General features: G+C 61.7%; 16 protein-coding genes and 1 riboswitch. Of the genes, 10 read left to right on the forward strand and 6 right to left on the reverse strand.

Annotation, left to right across the window (positions count from 1 at the left end; genetic code table 11):
* Positions 1–10 precede the first annotated feature (10 nt).
* The 4 genes from ACYQ2U_RS12950 to gcvT all read right to left on the reverse strand — a co-directional run bounded on the left by ACYQ2U_RS12950 (position 11) and on the right by gcvT (position 6,786).
* A complete protein-coding gene (locus ACYQ2U_RS12950) occupies positions 11–2,119 on the reverse strand; it encodes a methyl-accepting chemotaxis protein (RefSeq protein WP_459950795.1) in 2,109 nt (702 codons plus the stop codon).
* A 254-nt stretch (positions 2,120–2,373) separates the two neighbouring features.
* On the reverse strand, positions 2,374–5,217 hold the full coding sequence (gene gcvP / locus ACYQ2U_RS12955; RefSeq protein WP_459950796.1) for an aminomethyl-transferring glycine dehydrogenase: 2,844 nt from the start codon (positions 5,215–5,217) through the stop codon (positions 2,374–2,376).
* Between the two features lie 80 nt (positions 5,218–5,297).
* Positions 5,298–5,678 carry a glycine cleavage system protein GcvH gene (gcvH, locus tag ACYQ2U_RS12960; RefSeq protein ID WP_459950797.1) on the reverse strand — a complete coding sequence of 127 codons (381 nt, stop codon included), beginning with the start codon at positions 5,676–5,678 and terminating at the stop codon, positions 5,298–5,300.
* 1 nt (position 5,679) lies between these two features.
* The gene (gene gcvT, locus ACYQ2U_RS12965) at positions 5,680–6,786 is read right to left on the reverse strand and encodes a glycine cleavage system aminomethyltransferase GcvT (RefSeq protein WP_459950798.1); all 1,107 of its coding nucleotides are present in this window, start codon (positions 6,784–6,786) and stop codon (positions 5,680–5,682) included.
* Between the two features lie 142 nt (positions 6,787–6,928).
* Positions 6,929–7,018, reverse strand: a riboswitch (glycine riboswitch).
* A gap of 54 nt (positions 7,019–7,072) precedes the next feature.
* Between gcvT and ACYQ2U_RS12970 the strand changes: the two genes are divergently transcribed.
* The 7 genes from ACYQ2U_RS12970 to rluB all read left to right on the forward strand — a co-directional run bounded on the left by ACYQ2U_RS12970 (position 7,073) and on the right by rluB (position 13,126).
* Positions 7,073–7,909, forward strand: a complete 837-nt coding sequence (locus tag ACYQ2U_RS12970) for a 3',5'-nucleoside bisphosphate phosphatase (RefSeq protein ID WP_459950799.1) — start codon at positions 7,073–7,075, stop codon at positions 7,907–7,909.
* A gap of 12 nt (positions 7,910–7,921) precedes the next feature.
* Entirely contained in the window at positions 7,922–8,548 is a 627-nt protein-coding gene (locus ACYQ2U_RS12975; protein WP_459950800.1) for an L-threonylcarbamoyladenylate synthase, read from the forward strand.
* A gap of 42 nt (positions 8,549–8,590) precedes the next feature.
* On the forward strand, positions 8,591–9,232 hold the full coding sequence (locus ACYQ2U_RS12980) for a site-2 protease family protein (RefSeq protein ID WP_459950801.1): 642 nt from the start codon (positions 8,591–8,593) through the stop codon (positions 9,230–9,232).
* Positions 9,233–9,242: 10 nt separating this feature from the next.
* Positions 9,243–10,445, forward strand: coding sequence for a tryptophan--tRNA ligase (locus tag ACYQ2U_RS12985; RefSeq protein ID WP_459950802.1), 1,203 nt, complete (start codon positions 9,243–9,245; stop codon positions 10,443–10,445).
* Positions 10,446–10,613: 168 nt separating this feature from the next.
* The gene (locus ACYQ2U_RS12990) at positions 10,614–11,381 is read left to right on the forward strand and encodes a segregation and condensation protein A (protein ID WP_459950948.1); all 768 of its coding nucleotides are present in this window, start codon (positions 10,614–10,616) and stop codon (positions 11,379–11,381) included.
* Positions 11,362–12,000 carry an SMC-Scp complex subunit ScpB gene (gene scpB / locus ACYQ2U_RS12995; RefSeq protein ID WP_459950803.1) on the forward strand — a complete coding sequence of 213 codons (639 nt, stop codon included), beginning with the start codon at positions 11,362–11,364 and terminating at the stop codon, positions 11,998–12,000. Before ACYQ2U_RS12990 ends, scpB begins: the two co-directional genes overlap by 20 nt.
* A gap of 13 nt (positions 12,001–12,013) precedes the next feature.
* Positions 12,014–13,126, forward strand: coding sequence for a 23S rRNA pseudouridine(2605) synthase RluB (gene rluB, locus ACYQ2U_RS13000; protein ID WP_459950804.1), 1,113 nt, complete (start codon positions 12,014–12,016; stop codon positions 13,124–13,126).
* 81 nt (positions 13,127–13,207) lie between these two features.
* Here rluB and ACYQ2U_RS13005 read toward each other — a convergent pair whose 3' ends face one another.
* Both ACYQ2U_RS13005 and gloB read right to left on the reverse strand, forming a co-directional pair.
* Complete coding sequence (locus tag ACYQ2U_RS13005; RefSeq protein ID WP_459950805.1) at positions 13,208–14,743, reverse strand: transglycosylase SLT domain-containing protein; 1,536 nt, start codon at positions 14,741–14,743, stop codon at positions 13,208–13,210.
* 121 nt (positions 14,744–14,864) lie between these two features.
* On the reverse strand, positions 14,865–15,665 hold the full coding sequence (gene gloB, locus ACYQ2U_RS13010; RefSeq protein WP_459950806.1) for a hydroxyacylglutathione hydrolase: 801 nt from the start codon (positions 15,663–15,665) through the stop codon (positions 14,865–14,867).
* A gap of 41 nt (positions 15,666–15,706) precedes the next feature.
* Between gloB and ACYQ2U_RS13015 the strand changes: the two genes are divergently transcribed.
* The 3 genes from ACYQ2U_RS13015 to dnaQ are packed head-to-tail and all read left to right on the forward strand — an operon-like array spanning position 15,707 to position 17,590.
* Complete coding sequence (locus tag ACYQ2U_RS13015; protein WP_459950807.1) at positions 15,707–16,450, forward strand: class I SAM-dependent methyltransferase; 744 nt, start codon at positions 15,707–15,709, stop codon at positions 16,448–16,450.
* Positions 16,443–16,892 (forward strand): ribonuclease HI, encoded by a 450-nt coding sequence (gene rnhA / locus ACYQ2U_RS13020; RefSeq protein ID WP_459950808.1) that lies wholly within the window; start codon positions 16,443–16,445, stop codon positions 16,890–16,892. The genes ACYQ2U_RS13015 and rnhA overlap by 8 nt, the downstream gene beginning before the upstream one ends.
* Positions 16,892–17,590, forward strand: a complete 699-nt coding sequence (dnaQ, locus tag ACYQ2U_RS13025; RefSeq protein WP_459950809.1) for a DNA polymerase III subunit epsilon — start codon at positions 16,892–16,894, stop codon at positions 17,588–17,590. Before rnhA ends, dnaQ begins: the two co-directional genes overlap by 1 nt.
* Positions 17,591–17,633: the final 43 nt, after the last annotated feature.

A 17,633-nucleotide genomic window follows, 5' to 3' on the forward strand; every position in this document is an offset into this window, starting at 1 on the left:
TTGGCGGGCACTAGATCACGAAGCGGCTGGTGGCCTGTTGCAGGGCCTCGGAAATGGCATTCAGTTGATGGGCGCTGTCCGACGTCACCCGGGCCGCCTGGTGGTTCTCGCTCGACAACTGGCCGATGCTGTCGATCTGGACGGTAATGGTCTCGCTGGCCCGGCGCTGTTCCTGCAAGGCTTCGGAAATCTCCGCCACCAAGGTGGCAACCTTGACCGCGCTGGCCCGGATATCGGCGATGGAATGACCGGCGGCGCTGGCGTGTACCGTGCACTCATCCACTTCCTTGACGCTGTCCTCCATGTGGCGGATGGTCGCTTGCAGACTGCCCTGGATGGCATCGATGATGCCCACGATTTCGCCAGTCGCCTGGGCCGTGCGTTCGGCCAGCTTGCGCACTTCGTCGGCCACTACGGCGAAGCCACGACCTTGCTCTCCGGCCCGGGCAGCTTCAATGGCGGCATTCAATGCCAGCAGGTTGGTCTGGTCGGCAATCTCCCGGATGGTTTTGACCACCGATGAGATTTGTTCCGACTGCACCCCCAGGGACACCACCGATGCCGATGAGGCCCTTACCGCCACGGCGATCTGCTGCATGCTGTCCACGGCCTGGGTGATGACCTTCGCCCCATCCTCGCAAACCTGGTTGGATTGAACCGATACCTGTTCCGCGTCGGCGGCATTGCTCGCCACCCGACTGATGCTGGCGGAAAGGTCGTTGATCGTGGCCCCGATGGTAGAGGTGGACTCCAATTGACTCTGGGTCGATGCGACCAGCTGGTCGCCAATACTGGCCAGACGGGCGACGTTGTCCGCCATGGTATTGGCCCGCTGGAAAATCTGGCCGATCAGACGGCGCAGCTTCGCTTGCAGGTACTTGATGGTGGCCGGCAGCGTTTCCTGGCCCTTGTCGATCGCATCGACGCGGATCGCCAAATTACCTGCTGCCAGATGGTGAAGCAGGTTATGGGCGTAATGGGGATCGCCGATGCGCAATAGGTTGCGCATGATGACCCAGCCGAGAAAGACCAGAATAGCCATTACCGCCAGGCTGATGCTGAGGATGAGGACATGCCGCATGCGGATGGTGGCAGCACTGCCCGCCTCGGTCGCGACAGCCCATTCCCTGGCAGCTTGGGTGGTGTGATTCACGGCTTGGCGATGAGCCTCGTACAACGCCTCGAGTTCAGGCAACAAGGCTTGGGCCTCTTCCCGCCGTCCGGCTTGTAGTGCGGGAATGAATACACGGTTGCGCTTTTCCAGATAGGCCCGGCCACTGCGTTCCAGCACATCCAGCCCCAGCGCGGCTTGGCGGGCCACCTCAGTCGTGCCAGACCAATACCGGATGCGTTGATCGAACTCCTCGTCCAGCCCCTTGGCCTTGCTGACGAGATTGGGGAGGATGTTGGCGTTGGCCACCAACATTTGATGGGTCAGCAGATGGGACTCCACCAGGTAGATCGGTGGCGGCAGGATATCGGCCGCCAGGTCCTTGCTTTGGACGATTTCCTGATAAAGGGGGCCGGTGACTTGAATGCGTTGGATCAGGGCTTGCACCATGCCCCCCATGAGCAGGTTGCCCAGCAAAATCGCAGCGATCAGCACCAGGAATTGTCGATGCATCGACAGTGCCTGCATCAGCCGCAAAGGGCTCATCCGATAAAGGAAGGAACGGGGAACAGGGGCTCCCTCCGCAAGCTTGATCGATGCGCCGCCCCGTAATTTTTCATAAAGAGCCTCGGCCATGGCGATCTGCTGACGGCTCGGCTTGGCGCGCATGGAGGAATAGCCTACCGTCTGGCCGTTCTCCTCAATGGGAGCGACATGGGCATGCACCCAGTAGTGATCGCCATTCTTGCAACGGTTCTTGACCAACCCGGTCCAGGGCTTGCCGGAGCGGACGGTGGTCCAGAGGTCGGCAAAGGCCTCGGCGGGCATGTCGGGATGGCGCACGATGTTGTGGTTCTGCCCCAGCAGCTCATCCAGGGTGAAACCGCTGATCTGGCAGAAATCCCGATTGGCGTAGGTGATGATGCCCTTGAGATCGGTTTTGGTGACGATGGTGGACTCATCGTCCAGCACAACCTCGTGTCCGGTGACAGGCAGGTTGCTGCGCATGGTGAAACTCCTTCAGTTGTGGCACTTCGTACAGACTAAAGAGAGTTCAGCAAAAACAAAGCCATCGTGACCACGGCGGAAATGCGGGCCAAGCATATGCTTGTTGTGCCACACAAAAATCATGGCAAGGCCACGCTCACGACGGCAAGGGGAAAATTCGATTTGTCGCAGAGGCGACATCTCCGGGCATCTTTCAGCGAGATGCCCGGAGCATTTGGCTCAATGACCGGCCATTGGCATTGCGCTAGCGGACGTCATGACGCCATGGGCGGGCAGGAGCAGAACAGGTTGCGGTCGCCGTACACGTCGTCGATGCGGTTCACGCTGGGCCAGAACTTGTTGTCCGCCACCCAGGGCAGAGGGAAGACGGCGGTTTCCCGACTGTAGGGACGATCCCACTCTGCCACGATGTCGGCCTGGGTGTGGGGGGCGTTCTTCAGCGGGTTGTTGTCGGCGGGCCAGAGGCCTTGCTCGATCTGACGGATTTCCTCGCGGATGGCGATCATGGCGGCGATAAAGCGGTCCAGCTCGTCCTTGGATTCGGACTCGGTAGGTTCCACCATCAAAGTGCCGGGCACGGGGAAGCTCACGGTGGGGGCATGGAAGCCGTAGTCCATCAGGCGCTTGGCGATGTCGATTTCGGCAATGCCCGTCGCCGCCTTGATGGGCCGCACATCCAGAATGCACTCATGGGCCACGCGGCCATTGCTGCCTTTGTAGAGCACAGGGTAGTGGGCATCCAGGCGGCTGGCCACGTAGTTGGCGTTGAGAATGGCCATGGCCGTGGCTTGCTTCAAACCCCGTCCGCCCAGCATGCGGATGTACATCCAGGAAATGGGCAGGATGGAGGCGGAGCCGAAGGGCGCCGCAGAGACCGCGCCCTGGCCCTTGTTCACCCGCTCAGCCCCACCGGTGGCCTGCACCGCGTGGTCGGCCATGAAGGGCGCCAGATGGGACTTGAGGCCGATGGGGCCCATGCCCGGTCCGCCACCGCCATGGGGAATGGCGAAGGTCTTGTGCAGGTTCATGTGGCTCACGTCGGCGCCAATGTGGCCGGGGCTGGTCCAGCCCACTTGGGCGTTGAGGTTGGCACCGTCCATGTAGACCTGAGCGCCGTGGCTATGGATGACGGCACAGATTTCCTTGATGGCTTCTTCAAATACGCCATGGGTGGATGGGTAGGTGATCATCAGGCAGGCCAGATGGGCGCTGTGTTCGGCGGCCTTGGCCTTGAGGTCGGCTACGTCCACGTTGCCGTTGTCGTCACAGTTCACTACGACGACTTCCAGGCCACACATCTGAGCGGTGGCCGGATTGGTGCCGTGGGCAGACTTGGGAATCAGGCAGATGTTGCGCTGGGCCTCGCCCTGGCTGGCGTGGTAGCGGCGAATGGCCACCAAACCGGCGTATTCGCCCTGGGCGCCGGAGTTGGGCTGCATGCAGATGGCGTCAAAGCCGGTGATGGTTTTCAGCCACTGATCCAGCCCGGCGATCATTTCCAGGCAGCCCTGGGCTTGTTCCAGGGGGGCGAAGGGGTGAATGTCGCCGAACTCGCGCCAGGTGACGGGAATCATCTCGCTGGTGGCGTTGAGCTTCATGGTGCAGGAACCCAGGGAGATCATGGAGTGGTCCAGGGCCAGATCGCGGTTTTGCAGGCGCTTCAAGTAGCGCAGCATCTCGTGTTCGGTGTGGTGGGTGTTGAACACCGGATGGCTGAGGATGGCGTCCTCGCGTAGCAACCCAGCGATGGGGCTTTGCAGCGCTTGGTCCAGGGCATCGATGCCCGCAGGCTTGCCGCTGAGGGTTTCGATCAGCAGGGCCACGTCGGCGCAGGTGGTTTTTTCGTTCAGGCTGATGCCGCGAACGTCATTGGCGACCAGACGCAGATTGAAACCGGGTACGGCCTTGTCGGTGGCCACTTGCAAGGTGTCGAACCAGCTTTGGTTCAGCACCGTGACGCCGTTTTGGCGCAGGCCCGCCGCCAGCAAACAGGTGAGACGGTGAATGCGCCCGGCAATGGTCTTGAGTCCTTCCGGGCCGTGATAAACCGCGTACATGCCCGCCATATTGGCCAGCAGCACCTGGGAGGTACAAATATTGGAATTGGCCTTTTCCCGGCGGATGTGCTGCTCGCGGGTTTGCAGGGCCATGCGGTAGGCCCGCTTGCCCCGGGCGTCCACGGACACACCGATGATGCGGCCGGGCACGGAGCGCTTGTGTTCGTCCTTGCAGGCAAAAAAGGCAGCGTGGGGGCCGCCAAAGCCCATGGGCACGCCAAAACGCTGGCTGGAGCCCAAGGCGATGTCAGCACCCATGGCCCCGGGGGATTTGAGCAGCACCAGGGCCATCAGGTCCGTGGCCACTGCGGTAATGGCACCGCTGGCCTTGAGGGTGGCGATGGTGTCGGTTAGATCAACGACCTCGCCCTTGTCGTTGGGGTACTGGAGCAATGCCCCGAAAACCGCGTGGTTGACGGCATCCTTTGCCGGGCCGAACACCAGCTCGAAACCGAAGTATTCGGCCCGGGTCTTCACCACGTCGATGGTTTGGGGGAAGCAGGCTTCATCCACAAAGAAAGCGTTGCTCTTGGCCTTGCTGACGCGGCGGGCCATGGTCATGGCTTCGGCGGCGGCGGTGGCTTCGTCCAACAGGGAGGCATTGGCCAGATCCAGCCCGGTCAGGTCCATAACCATTTGCTGGTAGTTCATCAGCGCTTCCAGGCGCCCCTGGGCCACTTCGGCTTGATAGGGGGTGTAGGCGGTGTACCAGCCGGGGTTTTCCAGCACGTTGCGCAGGATCACCGTGGGGGTCAGGGTCTCGTGGTAGCCCATGCCGATCAAGGACTTGTGAATTTCGTTCTTGGCGGCAATGGCTTTGAGTTCGGCCAGGGATGCATGCTCCCGTTGCGGCGCAGGCAGGGCCAGATCGGCGGGCAGGCGGATGGCAGCGGGAATGGTTTGATCCATCAGGGCCGCCAAACTGGGGGCACCCAGAGCGGCCAGCATGGCGGTGATTTCGGCTGGATTGGCGCCCATATGGCGGCCAAGGAATTCGTCCTGTTGTTCCAGGGCGGAAAGGGGCGTGGCGGTAACGGTCATGGCGTAAGGCGGGAAGGGGCAACGGCGGCAGAGTGGCGGGCCATTCCCCTGCGCAAGGGAATGGCCGGGGGAGGGCGTTTTTAGTCGTTGGCGACGGCGGCGTAGCCTGCTGCATCCAGCAGGCTGTCCAGCTCGGCCGGGTTGCTGGGCTTGATCTTGAACAGCCAGGTGGCGTAGGCGTCGGCATTGACGCTCTCGGGGGCATCCACGGCGGCGCCGTTGGATTCGATGATCTCGCCGGACACGGGGGCGTAAATGTCGGAGGCGGCCTTGACGGACTCCACGACAGCCACTTCCTGACCGGCCTTCACCACACGACCGGCTTCCGGCAGTTCCAGAAACACCACGTCACCCAGGGCTTCCTGGGCGTGGTCGGTAATGCCTACGGTGACGGTGCCATCGGCTTCCAGCTTGGCCCATTCGTGGCTCTTGGCGTACTTGAGGTTGTCGGGGGTGTTCATGTCATTTCTCCTGAATCAAAGATTGGCCGTTACGCGCAAAGGGCGGTTTTACCACCTTTGCCTTGAGTTCCTTATCGCGGATTTGCACAAGCACTTCATCGCCGACGGCGACCCCGGCAGGGACCCGGGCAAAGGCGATGGAACCTTGAATGGTGGGCGAGAAACTACCCGAGGTTGTTTCTCCATCCCCATGTTTAGTAATTACTTTCTGATGTGATCGCAAAACCCCGCGATCCAGCAGAACAAGGCCCACCAGGCTGCGCTGGGGCGCCGCCTCCAGGGCAGAGCGACCGATGAAGTCGCGGCTGGCGTCTTTACGATCTACGGTCCAGGCGAGGCCGGATTCCAGGGGATTGACGCTCTCGTCCATGTCCTGGCCGTAGAGGTTCATGCCGGCTTCGAGGCGCAGGGTGTCCCGGGCGCCCAGGCCGCAGGGTGCGATGCCTACGGCTTGCAGGGCAGCCCAGACGCCGGCAGCTTCATCCACGGGCACGGCGATCTCGAAACCATCCTCACCGGTGTAGCCGGTGCGGGCGATCAGCCATTCACTGCGATCGGCACCTTCGCCGGCTTCCCATTCGGCGGCCTGGAAGGGTGTCAGCAATACAGTCTTGGCCCGGGCGACGGGAAAGGCCATCCAGAACCGTTCCCGGGCATTGGGGCCCTGGATGGCGATCATGGCCAGATCCCGGCGCGGCTTGAGTTCAGCCTTGACCCCCTGGATTTGCTGGTTCATCCAGGCCAGGTCCTTGTCGGCAGTCCCCGCATTGACCACGATGCGATAGCGTTCGGGCGCCAGGTAATAGACGATCAGGTCGTCGATGACGCCGCCGTCTTCCTTGAGCATGCAGGAGTAGAGCGCCTTGCCGAGGGTCGTGAGCTTCGCGCAATCATTAGCCAGCAGGCGGCGCAAAAAGGGCAGGGCGTCGGGGCCGGTCAGGTCGATGCCCAGCATGTGGGAAACATCGAACATGCCCGCATCCTTGCGCACGATGTGGTGCTCTTCCAGTTGCGAACCGTAGTGGATGGGCATGTCCCATCCGGCGAAATCCACCATCTTGCCGCCGGCGGCGACATGGGTGTCGTAAAGGGGCGTACGCAGAGCCATGAGCTTTCCCAGAAAAGAAAAAGGGGCACGGACCACACGATCCATGCCCCATCTGTCCTTGTACCTGAGAGATTTTCCGGCTGTATGACACTGGCCGGGCCCCGTCGGTGGGTGAGTCCTGCTCACCGCTCTCCAGATTTTTACTACCTTGTCGGCCCTTTTGCCTGAGCGATTCCTGGGGGTTGCGCCTTCGGCGGCTTCGCATTGCAAAGCTCTCTCCCGACAATGGCCGCGGATTATCCATGGAACCTCGGGGCTGGGCAAGCCCGGCTGTTAGAATCGGCCGATGATCAACGCCGACCTCCATTGCCATTCCACGGTTTCCGACGGACTACTGGCGCCCGCTGACTTGGTGTGGCGGGCAGCGGTCAACGGGGTGGAACTGTTGGCCTTGACCGACCACGACGAAATTGGCGGCTTGGAAGCCGCTGCGGACGAAGCCCGTATCTGCGGCCTGCCTTTCGTCAACGGTGTGGAAATCTCCGTTTCCTGGGGCGACGACTTGACCATCCATATCGTCGGCCTAGGTTTCGACCGGCTAAACCCGGCCCTGGTCGAGGGACTGGGTCGGGTCCGCAGCGGTCGCAACGGCCGCGCCCAGAACATCGCGGCCGCCCTGGACAAAGCTGGCATCCACCATGCCTATGAAGGCGCCCTCAAATATGCCGGTAACCCGGCCTTGATCAGCCGTTCCCACTTTGCCCGCTACATCGTCGAACTGGGACTGGTGAAGGATGTCAAAACGGTTTTCGACTATTGGCTGGCCAAGGGCAAGCCGGGCTACGTGGCCCATCCCTGGGCCAGCCTGGAAGAAGCCCTGGCCTGGATTCATGGCGCCGGCGGCGTGGCGGTCATCGCCCATCCCGGCCGTTATCGGGCCAGCCGGGCCGAGTTGAAGGCAATTTTCAACGCCTTCAAGGACCTGGGCGGTGAAGCCATCGAAGTCCTGTCCGGTTCCCAAGGGCCCGCCGATACCCACGAATTCGCCCGCGTGGCCCGGGAATACGGTTTCCTGGCATCCCGTGCCTCTGATTTCCACGGACCAGGCGAAAGCTGGGTGGATCTGGGGAAATTGCCTGCCTTGCCCGATGACCTAACACCTGTCTGGTCGCGCCTCATTTGATTCGCTTGCCCCATGTCACAATTTTTCACGCTGCACCCGGAACAACCCCAACCCCGACTCATCAAGCAGGCCGCCGACATCATTCGCAAGGGCGGCCTGGTCGCCATGCCCACGGACGCCGCCTATGCCTTGGGCGGTCATACCGGCGATGCGGCGCTGCTGGACCGCATTCGCCGCATCCGCGACGTGGACGAACGACATCTCTTCACCCTGATGTGCCGTGATTTGTCCGAGATCGCCACCTACGCCCGGGTGGACAACGCCCAGTACCGCCTGCTCAAGGCCGTGACGCCAGGGCCCTATACCTTCATCCTGGAAGGCACCAAGGAACTGCCCCGGCGGGTATTGCATCCCAAGCGCAAAACCATCGGCCTGCGGGTGCCGGACCATCCGCTGATCAAGGCGCTGCTGGAGGAACTGAACGAGCCCTTGCTGGTTTCCACCCTGATCCTGCCCGGCGACGAGCAGCCCCTGTCCGATCTGGACGAAATCCGCGCCAGACTCGAAAAACAACTGGACCTGGTGATCGATTGCGGCCGTTGTGGCAGCGCCATGACCACGGTGGTCAACCTGGCCGACGGCGCCCCGGAGCTGGTGCGCCTGGGCTGCGGCCCCCTGGAGCCCCTGGGGCTTGATTAAGCGGGCTTTCCCTTATCCCTCTGGTAGAATCGCGCCCATCCCATGAATAGCCTGATCCAGACCCTGGTCATTTCGATTCTGCCAGTGGTTTTTGCCATCACTTTGCATGAAGCGGCCCATGGCTATGCCGCCAAGCGATTCGGTGACGATACAGCTTGGCGCATGGGGCGAATCAGTTTGAATCCGTTGCGTCATATCGACCCCATCGGAACCGTGTTGGTGCCGCTGCTCAGCCTGATGTTAGGCGGCATCCTGTTCGGTTGGGCCAAGCCGGTGCCGGTGAACTTCGGTCGTTTGCGCCATCCCAAGAAAGACATGTTCTGGGTGGCGGCAGCGGGGCCCGGCGCCAATCTGCTGATGGCAATAGGATGGGCACTGATCTTGAAACTGGCGGTCATGCTGCCTGATGTTGGCTACAACGAGGCCTTGGCCGAAATGGCCCGGGTAGGGATCAACATCAACGGCGTGTTGATGATCCTCAACCTGCTGCCCTTGCCGCCCCTGGATGGGGGCCGGATTGCCGTGAGTTTGCTGCCCATGCGGGCCGCTTTGCAGTTTGCGCAGTTGGAGCGTTTCGGTTTGATCATTCTGCTCGGCTTGCTGTTTTTCGGCGGCCTGGAGTTGATCATGCGGCCCCTGCTCAGGTTTTTTTACGCAGTCTTGATGAGTCTTTTCGGTTTCTGACCAGAACAACATGTACGCAGAACGAGTCCTTTCCGGCATGCGGCCCACGGGTCGCCTTCATCTGGGCCACTATCACGGGGTGCTCAAGAACTGGGTCAAGCTCCAGCACGAGTATCCCTGTTTGTTCTTCGTGGCCGATTGGCACGCCCTGACCACCGCCTACGACGAGCCCGGCACCATCGCCGAGAACACCAAGGGCCTGATCATCGACTGGCTGGCTGCGGGGGTCGATCCCTCCCAGGCCACCCTGTTCATCCAATCCAAGGTGCTGGAGCACGCCGAGCTGCATCTGCTGCTTTCCATGACCACTCCCCTGGGTTGGCTAGAGCGGGTGCCCACCTACAAGGACCAGCAGGAAAAGCTCTCCCACAAGGACCTGTCCACCTACGGTTTCCTCGGCTATCCGCTGCTGATGAGCGCGGACATCCTGATCTACCGGGCCGACAAGGTGCCCGTGGGCGAGGACCAACTGCCCCATATCGAATTTACCCGTGAGCTGGCCCGCCGCTTCAACCATATGTACGGCCGCGAACCGGGCTATGAGGAAAAGGCCAAGGAAGCGGTGAAGAAGCTGGGCTCCAAGCGGGCCAAGCTTTACGAGGAGTTGCGTACTCGTTTCCAGGAAAAGGGCGACACGGAGGCCCTGGAGCAGGCCCATGCGCTGCTCAACGATACCCAAAACCTCTCCATGGGCGACCGGGAGCGTCTGTTCGGTTATCTGGAAGGCGGCGGCAAGATGATCCTGGCCGAACCCGGCGCGCTGATGACCGAAGCGTCGCGCATGCCCGGCCTGGACGGCCAGAAGATGTCCAAGTCCTATGGCAATACCATTGCCTTGCGCGAGGACGAAGACACCATCCGCAAGAAAATCCGCGCCATGCAAACCGACACCCAACGGGTGCGCCGCACCGATCCAGGTGATCCGGACCGCTGTCCGGTGTGGCAGTTTCATGTAATCTATTCCGACGCCGCCACCCAGCAATGGGTGCAGGAAGGCTGCCGTAGCGCCGGCATCGGCTGCATCGACTGCAAGCAGCCCGTGATCGAAGGCGTGCTCAAGGAGCAGGAGCCCATGCGGGAACGGGCTCGCATGTATGAGGAAGACCCGCAGTTGGTGAAGAACATCATCGCCGACGGTTGCGAAAAAGCGCGCAAGCTGGCCCAGGAAACCTTGCGCGATGTGCGCGAGGCCATGGGTCTCGACTACAGCTGAATTCTCGATAACTTATCTGACGACGTGACGGAAACCACGGTCATTACTGCGGGTGAAGGGGAGGGTGCGTTGCCACCCAACTTGATCGCCGCCGATCCTGCTCAGCCCATCGACGCGGCTGCGGCGGTGGAGGCCCTCGTCCATGGTCCGCGGGTTTACGGCGAACTGATGACGGAGTTGCCCCGGGATTTGTACATCCCCCCGGACGCCCTGGAAATCATCCTCGACTCCTTTGAAGGCCCCCTGGATCTGCTGCTTTACCTGATCCGCAAGGCCAACGTGAACGTGTTGGACATTCCTATGGCACCGCTCACCTCCCAGTACCTCAAGTACGTGGATGCCATGCAGAAGCGCAACCTGGAGCTGGCGGCGGAATACCTGTTGATGGCGGCCATGCTGATCGAAATCAAGTCGCGCATGTTGTTGCCCCGTCCGCCCAAGACGGAAACCGGCGAGCCCGAGGATCCCCGGGCCGAACTGGTGCGCCGCCTGCTTGAATACGAGCAGATGAAGGCCGCCGGCGTCAAGCTCAATGAGATCCCCCAGGCGGGGCGGGATTTCGAGTGGATCACGGTTTGGGTGGCTGACAAGGTGGTGGAACGTCAGCCCGAGGTCAGCCTGCACGACCTGCAAGTGGCCTGGCTGGCGCTGATGAAACAGGCCAAGGTGACCCAGCACCACAAGATCAAGCGCGAGGAATTGTCGGTCCGGGAATTCATGACCAACATTCTGCGCAAACTACAGGGCCATAACTTCGTCGTGTTCGAGGATTTGTTCGACGTGACCGCGGGTGCCCAGTCCCTGGTGGTGAGCTTTCTCGCCATTCTTGAACTGGCCCGCGAAAGCCTGGTGGAAATCACCCAGGCCGAAGTATTGGCCCCGATTTATGTAAGAGCCGCAGACGGAATGCTCACGGATGGAACTCTACAAGCCTGAAGACTTCAAGCGCGTGCTGGAAACCGCGCTCCTGGTGGCTCCCGAACCGGTCACCCTGTCCGAGTTGAAAAAACTGTTCGACCAGGAGTTCGACGACGACACCTGGCGCACCTTGCTCGACGACCTGCGCCGGGACTGGGCCAATCGCGGCATCGAACTGGTCCAGTTGGCCACCGGCTGGCGCTTCCAGACCCGGCCGGAATACCAGGAATACCTGGACCGGCTGAAGAACGAAAAGCCTCCCCGCTATTCCCGGGCGGTGATGGAAACCCTCGCCATCATCGCCTACCGCCAGCCCGTGACCCGGGGCGACATCGAGGACATCCGGGGCGTTGCCGTTTCCCAGAACGTGCTTAAGACCCTCGAGTCCCGCAACTGGATCGATACCGTGGGACACCGGGATGCTCCCGGTCGCCCCGCACTTTACGCAACCACCAAGAAGTTTCTTGACGACCTGGGCCTGCGCAGTCTTTCCGAACTGCCGCCTTTGACTGAAATTGAAAGGGTAATGGACCTTGGAGACAACCCGTCCCCCCCGCAAGCGGACCCCGTTCCGCCGCCCGCAGAAGAACCGCAACAATCCGAACAACCCGAACCCGGGCCAGACCTCCTCTCCTGAAGGTGGCAGCCCGGTGCAAGCCGGGGAAGGTGGTGCAACGGGCGGCGAGAATCGTCCTCCCCGTGGCCCTCGGCCGCCCCGGCCCCAGGGTCAGGGGAAGCCCCGTCGTTTCAACAAGGGTCCCCGTCCCCAAGGGGATGGCCAACCGGCCGTCGGTCCCGATGGACAGCCCCTGGCGGCCGACGGTAACCGTCCGGCCCGGGGAAACAAACCGCGCAAAGGCCCCCGTCCGGGTCCCAATGCCGCACCCACACCCCAGGGAGCGAGCAAGGGTCCCAAGCAGAATGGTCGTAAGAACCGTGGCCCCAAGAAGGAACAATTCGGCGGCGGTTATGCCGGCGGCGCCTTCGACGACGAGGACGGCGAGGCGCCCAAGCTGCACAAGGCCCTGGCCGACGCCGGTCATGGTTCCCGCCGCGAGTTGGAGGAATGGATCATCGCCGGTCGCGTCAGCGTGAACGGCATGCCGGCCCACGTCGGCCAGCGTATTACCCCCAACGACAAGGTGCGGGTGAACGGCAAGCTGGTGAACCTCAAGGTCGGCCGTTCCCGTCTGCCTCGGGTGGTGCTGTATCACAAGCCGGAAGGCGAAATCGTCTCCCGCGACGATCCGGAAGGCCGTCCCACCGTCTTCGACAACCTGCCCAAGATCCGGGGCGGGCGCTGGATCACCGTGGGCCGTCTGGACATCAACTCCTGTGGCCTGCTGGTGGCCACCAATAGCGGCGATCTGGCCAACCGGCTGATGCATCCTCGCTATGGCCTGGACCGGGAATACGCCGTGCGCGTCCTGGGCGACCTCAGCGAGGAAGCCATGGAAAAGCTCTACGACGGGATCGAACTGGAAGACGGTCCCGCCCGCTTCACCCGCATCGAGGAAGCCGGGGGCGATGGCGCCAACCGCTGGTACAACGTCACCATCGCCGAAGGCCGCAACCGGGAAGTGCGCCGCATGTTCGACGCGGTGGGCGTCACCGTCAGTCGCCTGATGCGGGTACGTTACGGTCCCTTGCCCCTGCCGCCCCAACTGAAGCGGGGACAAACCCGGGAGCTGACCGAAACCGAGGTCAAGAGCCTGATCGCCGCCCTCAAACCCGTTAAGCGGGCTGAGTTCAGCCCGATGTAGCCCCCGGCATTCTGGGCGAATGTCCCAATCCCCATAAAAAAACCCGGCTAGGCCGGGTTTTTTTATGGCGTTATCCGTCCGTCAATGCTTCGCCGGAGCAGACTTACCCGCTGCTGGTTTCTTTTCCTGGGCAGGCTTCGCCGCTGCCTTGCCCGCGGGCTTGGCGGTTCCTTTGCTTGTCGGCTTGGTGGCAGCCTTGGCAGGGGACGTTGTCTTGGCGCCCTTGATGGCAACGGGCTTGGTGGCCTTGGCGTTTTTGCCGGCCGGTGGTTTACCTTTGCCGCCCTTATCCTTGGCAGAAACCGGGGCAGCGCTGCGTCCATTGCCAGAGCGCGCTTTGGCGGCAGGCAATTCCGCCGGGGGCTGGGGCATTGGGCCACCGATGTCGTTGGCGGCCGCGGGACTGGCTGGTACCAACAGCGTCATACCGGGAACAATCTTGGTCCGGGAGCTGATGCTGTTGATCTGCTTCAGCCGCGCCGTGGAAATACCGTAGCGGGCGGCGACTGCATCCAGTTTTTCCTTGGCCTTGAGGGTGGCCGTTTTCCACAGGGACAGCGGCTTTTCCAGGCGGGCATGCTGCTGGACGTTGGCCTGAAAAATGGAAATGCGGTCGGCCGGCAGCAGCAGGGAGGCGTTGCCGTTGTCCGGCATGAGGGGACGGCTGTAGGCCGGATTCAGCGCCATGAACTCATCCAGGGGGATTTCGGCCAACTTGGCCGCGGTGGCGACGTCCATCGTGGCCGGCATGTCCACCGTGTCGAAATAGGGCTTGTTGGGTATTGGGTCGAGGCGGATGCCGAACAGGGCAGGATCGGCAATGATGTTCTTCAGGGCCTGGAGCTTGGGCACATAGTAACGGGTTTCACCCGGCATGTTCAGGCTCAGGTAGTCCGTGGGCAGGCCGGCGGCTTGGTTGCGGGCCACGGCCTTGGCCACGGCGTTTTCGCCCCAGTTATAGGAGGCCAAGGCCAGGTGCCAGTCGCCGTGCATTTCATAGATGTTCTGCAAATAATCGAGGGCGGCGTTGGTGGAGGCGATGATGTCACGGCGCTGGTCCAGCCACCAGTTCTGGGCAAGGTTGTAGTTCTTGCCGGTGGACGGGATGAACTGCCACATGCCCAAGGCTTTCGCGGGGCTTTGCGCCAGGGGGTTGTAGGCGCTTTCCACCATGGGCAGCAAGGCCAGTTCCATGGGCATGCCGCGCTTTTCCAGCTCGGTAACGATGTGGTACAGGTAGCGGCGGCTACGCTGGGTCATCACCTTCAGCGCGGCGGGGCGGTTCAGGTAATAGGCTTGGCGCTCGGCGACCAGGGGGCTTTCCAGATTCGGCATGGAAAAACCATTGCGAATCCGCTGCCAGAGGTCGTTCACCGGTGCCGTCAAATCGATGGTGGCGATGGGCGGCAGGTCTTCTTCCAATTGCGGTGACGGTCCCCGGGGGGTCATGGCTGGGGTCGTCGTGGGCGTCAGCGGTCCGATTGACATGGGGCCTGCTGTGGGCGGTTCCTCCAGGCCGGAGATGACCGGCGACAGGCGCAGGGATGGCTGACGTTCCAGGGATTCGGCATTGCCGATAACGGGCAGGCCCGTCAAAACACCACAGGCCAGGAGCAACAGGCCCGTCCGTTGGCGAAGGAAGGAAAGGGGAGTTTTGAGAAGCGCACGCAGGCGTGCGCGACACGAGAGAAGCCTGCGACGCATAGTGCCGGGATGGTAGCGGAGGGGAGGATGCGGGTCAAATGGACGGCGGTAAATAAGTGTTTCGCCACGCTCTCAGCGCGGTAAAAACCTCCAGGGGAGATTGCGCATTTCCCGCGCCGTCACGGGCTTTCGCGGCGGCGATGACCTCCGCTTGGTCACAACGCAAAAAAACGTTGCTCGCCAACTCGGCAGCCAGGGTGTCGGGCACGGTCGGTATGCCTGCCGCGATCTTTTCCTTGAGCGCTTTGGCACGGGCTTGCAGGGCAGCATTGCCCGGTTCGACAGCCAAGGCAAAGGGCAGGTTCAAATGGGTGTATTCATGGGCGCAATACACCAGGGTTTGCGGGGGCAGGGCGGCGAGTCGGTTCAGGGATTGCCACATTTGGCTCGGCGTCCCCTCGAACAGCCGGCCGCAGCCCAGGGTGAACAAGGTGTCGCCGCAAAATACCGCGCCTGGGCGATAATAAGCGACGTGTCCTCGGGTGTGCCCGGGTACCGCCAGGGTTGTGAGTTCGGCATCGCCATGGAATCCGGGCAGGGTGATGGTTTCACCGCCCACGAGAGGCCGGATCACCCAAGGGATGTCCTCCCCGGCCGGACCGTATACGGCGACATCGCCCCGGGCGCAAAGGGCTGCGGTACCGCCAACATGGTCGTCGTGATGATGGGTGAGCAAAATGGCCCGTAAACGGGTGCCACTTTGCGCCAGGTAGGCAAGGACGGGTTCGGCCTCACCTGGGTCCACCACCGCCAGATCGTTACCTTGGCGCAGGGCCCAAATGTAGTTATCGGTAAAGGCATGCAAGCGAATGATTTCCACAGCGACTCCCGTCATTGATCCGTTACCGGCTATTTTTGCAGACTTGTTGACGTTCCATGCCCATTGAAGGTTTTCGCGACTGGTTGACGACGCCCCAGGGGCAGTACGTGCTGCACTGGGAGCTACAGCGCCACGAGCAGCTCTTGGCGGATGTGTTTGGCTTCAATGCGGTACAAATCGGCCTGCCGGAAATCGACTACCTGCACGGCAACCGCATGCCCTTTCGCTTCCGCTGCGGCAATAGCGACTATGCCCTCGCGACGCCAGCGGAGGAGGTCCGGGCCGATTTTCATCATCTGCCTTTTGCCACCAACAGCGTCGATCTGGTGGTCTTGCCCCATGCCCTGGAATTCGACCCCAATCCCCATCAGATCCTGCGGGAGGTGGAAAGAATCCTGGTACCGGAAGGACAAGTGGTCATTACCTGTTTCAACCCCTTCAGCCTGTGGGGTGTGCGCCGCGCTTTCAAGCGCCAACCCCAACCGGCGCCCTGGGCGGGCCGTTATATCAGCGTGCCGAGATTGAAAGACTGGTTCGCCCTGCTGGGCTTTGAAACCCGGGCCGGTGCCTTCGGCTGTTATGCCCCGCCTTTAGAGCAACCCCACTGGCTGCACCGCTTCCGTTTCATGGAATCCGCCGGCGATCGCTGGTGGCCCTACGCCGGTGCCGTCTATATCATGCAGGCCATCAAGCGTCAGCACGGCATGCGGCTGATCATGCCCCAATGGCGCGACCGCCTGGCCCGCGCCAAGGCCTTGGTCAGCGTGGCCCAAAAAACCAATCCACTGTCCCATGACTGAAGAAAGCATCGACATTTATACCGACGGCGCATGCAGCGGCAATCCCGGCCCCGGCGGCTGGGGCGCCATCCTGCGCCTCGGCCAGCATGAAAAAGAACTGTACGGCGGTGAACTTGAAACCACCAACAACCGCATGGAGCTCCTGGCGGTTATCGAGGCCTTGCGGGCCTTGAAGCGGCCGGTGAAGGCACGGGTGCACACCGATTCCCAATATGTGCAAAAAGGCATTAGCGAGTGGATCGTCGGCTGGAAAAAGCGCGGTTGGCAAACGGCCGATAAAAAACCGGTAAAGAACGTGGATCTCTGGCAAGCCTTGGATGCCGAGGCGGGGAAACATCATCTGGAATGGCTTTGGGTGCGCGGCCATAACGGCCACCCGGAAAACGAGCGTGCCGATGCCTTGGCGCGGCGCGGTGTGGATAAGGCGAGAGGAGGGCGCTGATGGCCTTGCGACAGATTGTTCTGGATACGGAAACCACGGGCCTTGAATGGCGTCTTGGCGACCGCATCATCGAAGTGGCCGGCGTGGAACTGGTGGATAGAAAACTCACCGGCCGCCATTTTCACCGCTACGTCAATCCCGAACGGGAAATCGACGCAGGCGCCCAGGCGGTCCACGGCATCAGCAGCGAATTCCTGGCGGACAAACCCAAGTTCGCCGACATCATGGATGAGCTGGCGGACTTCATCCAGGACGCCGAACTGGTGATTCATAACGCCAACTTCGACGTCGGCTTCCTGAATTACGAATTCAGCCTATTGGATAGGGAGCCCATCGCCCAGCTCTGCGCCGGAGTGGTGGACACCCTGAGAATGGCCCGTGAACTGCGCCCCGGCAAGCGCAACAACCTGGATGCGCTGTGTAACGAGTACGGCATTGATAACTCCGGCCGCCAACTGCACGGCGCCTTGCTGGATGCGGAACTCCTCGCCGAAGTCTATCTCGCCATGACCCGTGGACAGGAAAGCCTGGTCATGGAATTGGAATCCCCCCAAGTCGAGATCAACGTCACGGTCAGTTCCCACCGGAAACCATCCCCTGTCATTCGTGCCACGGAAGCCGAGTTGGCGGATCATGAGCGGGTTTTGCAGGAAATCACAAAGGACGGTAAGGGTAATTGCTTATGGTTGAACTCCTAGAAAGCGACGATAGCCTATCGGTAGTGCAAAGCCATTAATGGGA

It is taken from the genome of Denitratisoma sp. agr-D3, assembly GCF_054658675.1.

Excerpts from the sequence above, each read along its gene's own strand:
- ACYQ2U_RS12950 (WP_459950795.1), bottom strand. The coding sequence starts at position 2,119 with ATGCGCAGCAACCTGCCTGTCACCGGACACGAGGTTGTGCTGGACGAT.
- gcvP (WP_459950796.1), bottom strand. The coding sequence starts at position 5,217 with ATGACCGTTACCGCCACGCCCCTTTCCGCCCTGGAACAACAGGACGAA.
- gcvH (WP_459950797.1), bottom strand. The coding sequence starts at position 5,678 with ATGAACACCCCCGACAACCTCAAGTACGCCAAGAGCCACGAATGGGCC.
- gcvT (WP_459950798.1), bottom strand. The coding sequence starts at position 6,786 with ATGGCTCTGCGTACGCCCCTTTACGACACCCATGTCGCCGCCGGCGGC.
- ACYQ2U_RS12970 (WP_459950799.1), top strand. The coding sequence starts at position 7,073 with ATGATCAACGCCGACCTCCATTGCCATTCCACGGTTTCCGACGGACTA.
- ACYQ2U_RS12975 (WP_459950800.1), top strand. The coding sequence starts at position 7,922 with ATGTCACAATTTTTCACGCTGCACCCGGAACAACCCCAACCCCGACTC.
- ACYQ2U_RS12980 (WP_459950801.1), top strand. The coding sequence starts at position 8,591 with ATGAATAGCCTGATCCAGACCCTGGTCATTTCGATTCTGCCAGTGGTT.
- ACYQ2U_RS12985 (WP_459950802.1), top strand. The coding sequence starts at position 9,243 with ATGTACGCAGAACGAGTCCTTTCCGGCATGCGGCCCACGGGTCGCCTT.
- ACYQ2U_RS12990 (WP_459950948.1), top strand. The coding sequence starts at position 10,614 with ATGACGGAGTTGCCCCGGGATTTGTACATCCCCCCGGACGCCCTGGAA.
- scpB (WP_459950803.1), top strand. The coding sequence starts at position 11,362 with ATGGAACTCTACAAGCCTGAAGACTTCAAGCGCGTGCTGGAAACCGCG.
- gloB (WP_459950806.1), bottom strand. The coding sequence starts at position 15,665 with ATGACGGGAGTCGCTGTGGAAATCATTCGCTTGCATGCCTTTACCGAT.
- ACYQ2U_RS13015 (WP_459950807.1), top strand. The coding sequence starts at position 15,707 with ATGCCCATTGAAGGTTTTCGCGACTGGTTGACGACGCCCCAGGGGCAG.
- rnhA (WP_459950808.1), top strand. The coding sequence starts at position 16,443 with ATGACTGAAGAAAGCATCGACATTTATACCGACGGCGCATGCAGCGGC.
- dnaQ (WP_459950809.1), top strand. The coding sequence starts at position 16,892 with ATGGCCTTGCGACAGATTGTTCTGGATACGGAAACCACGGGCCTTGAA.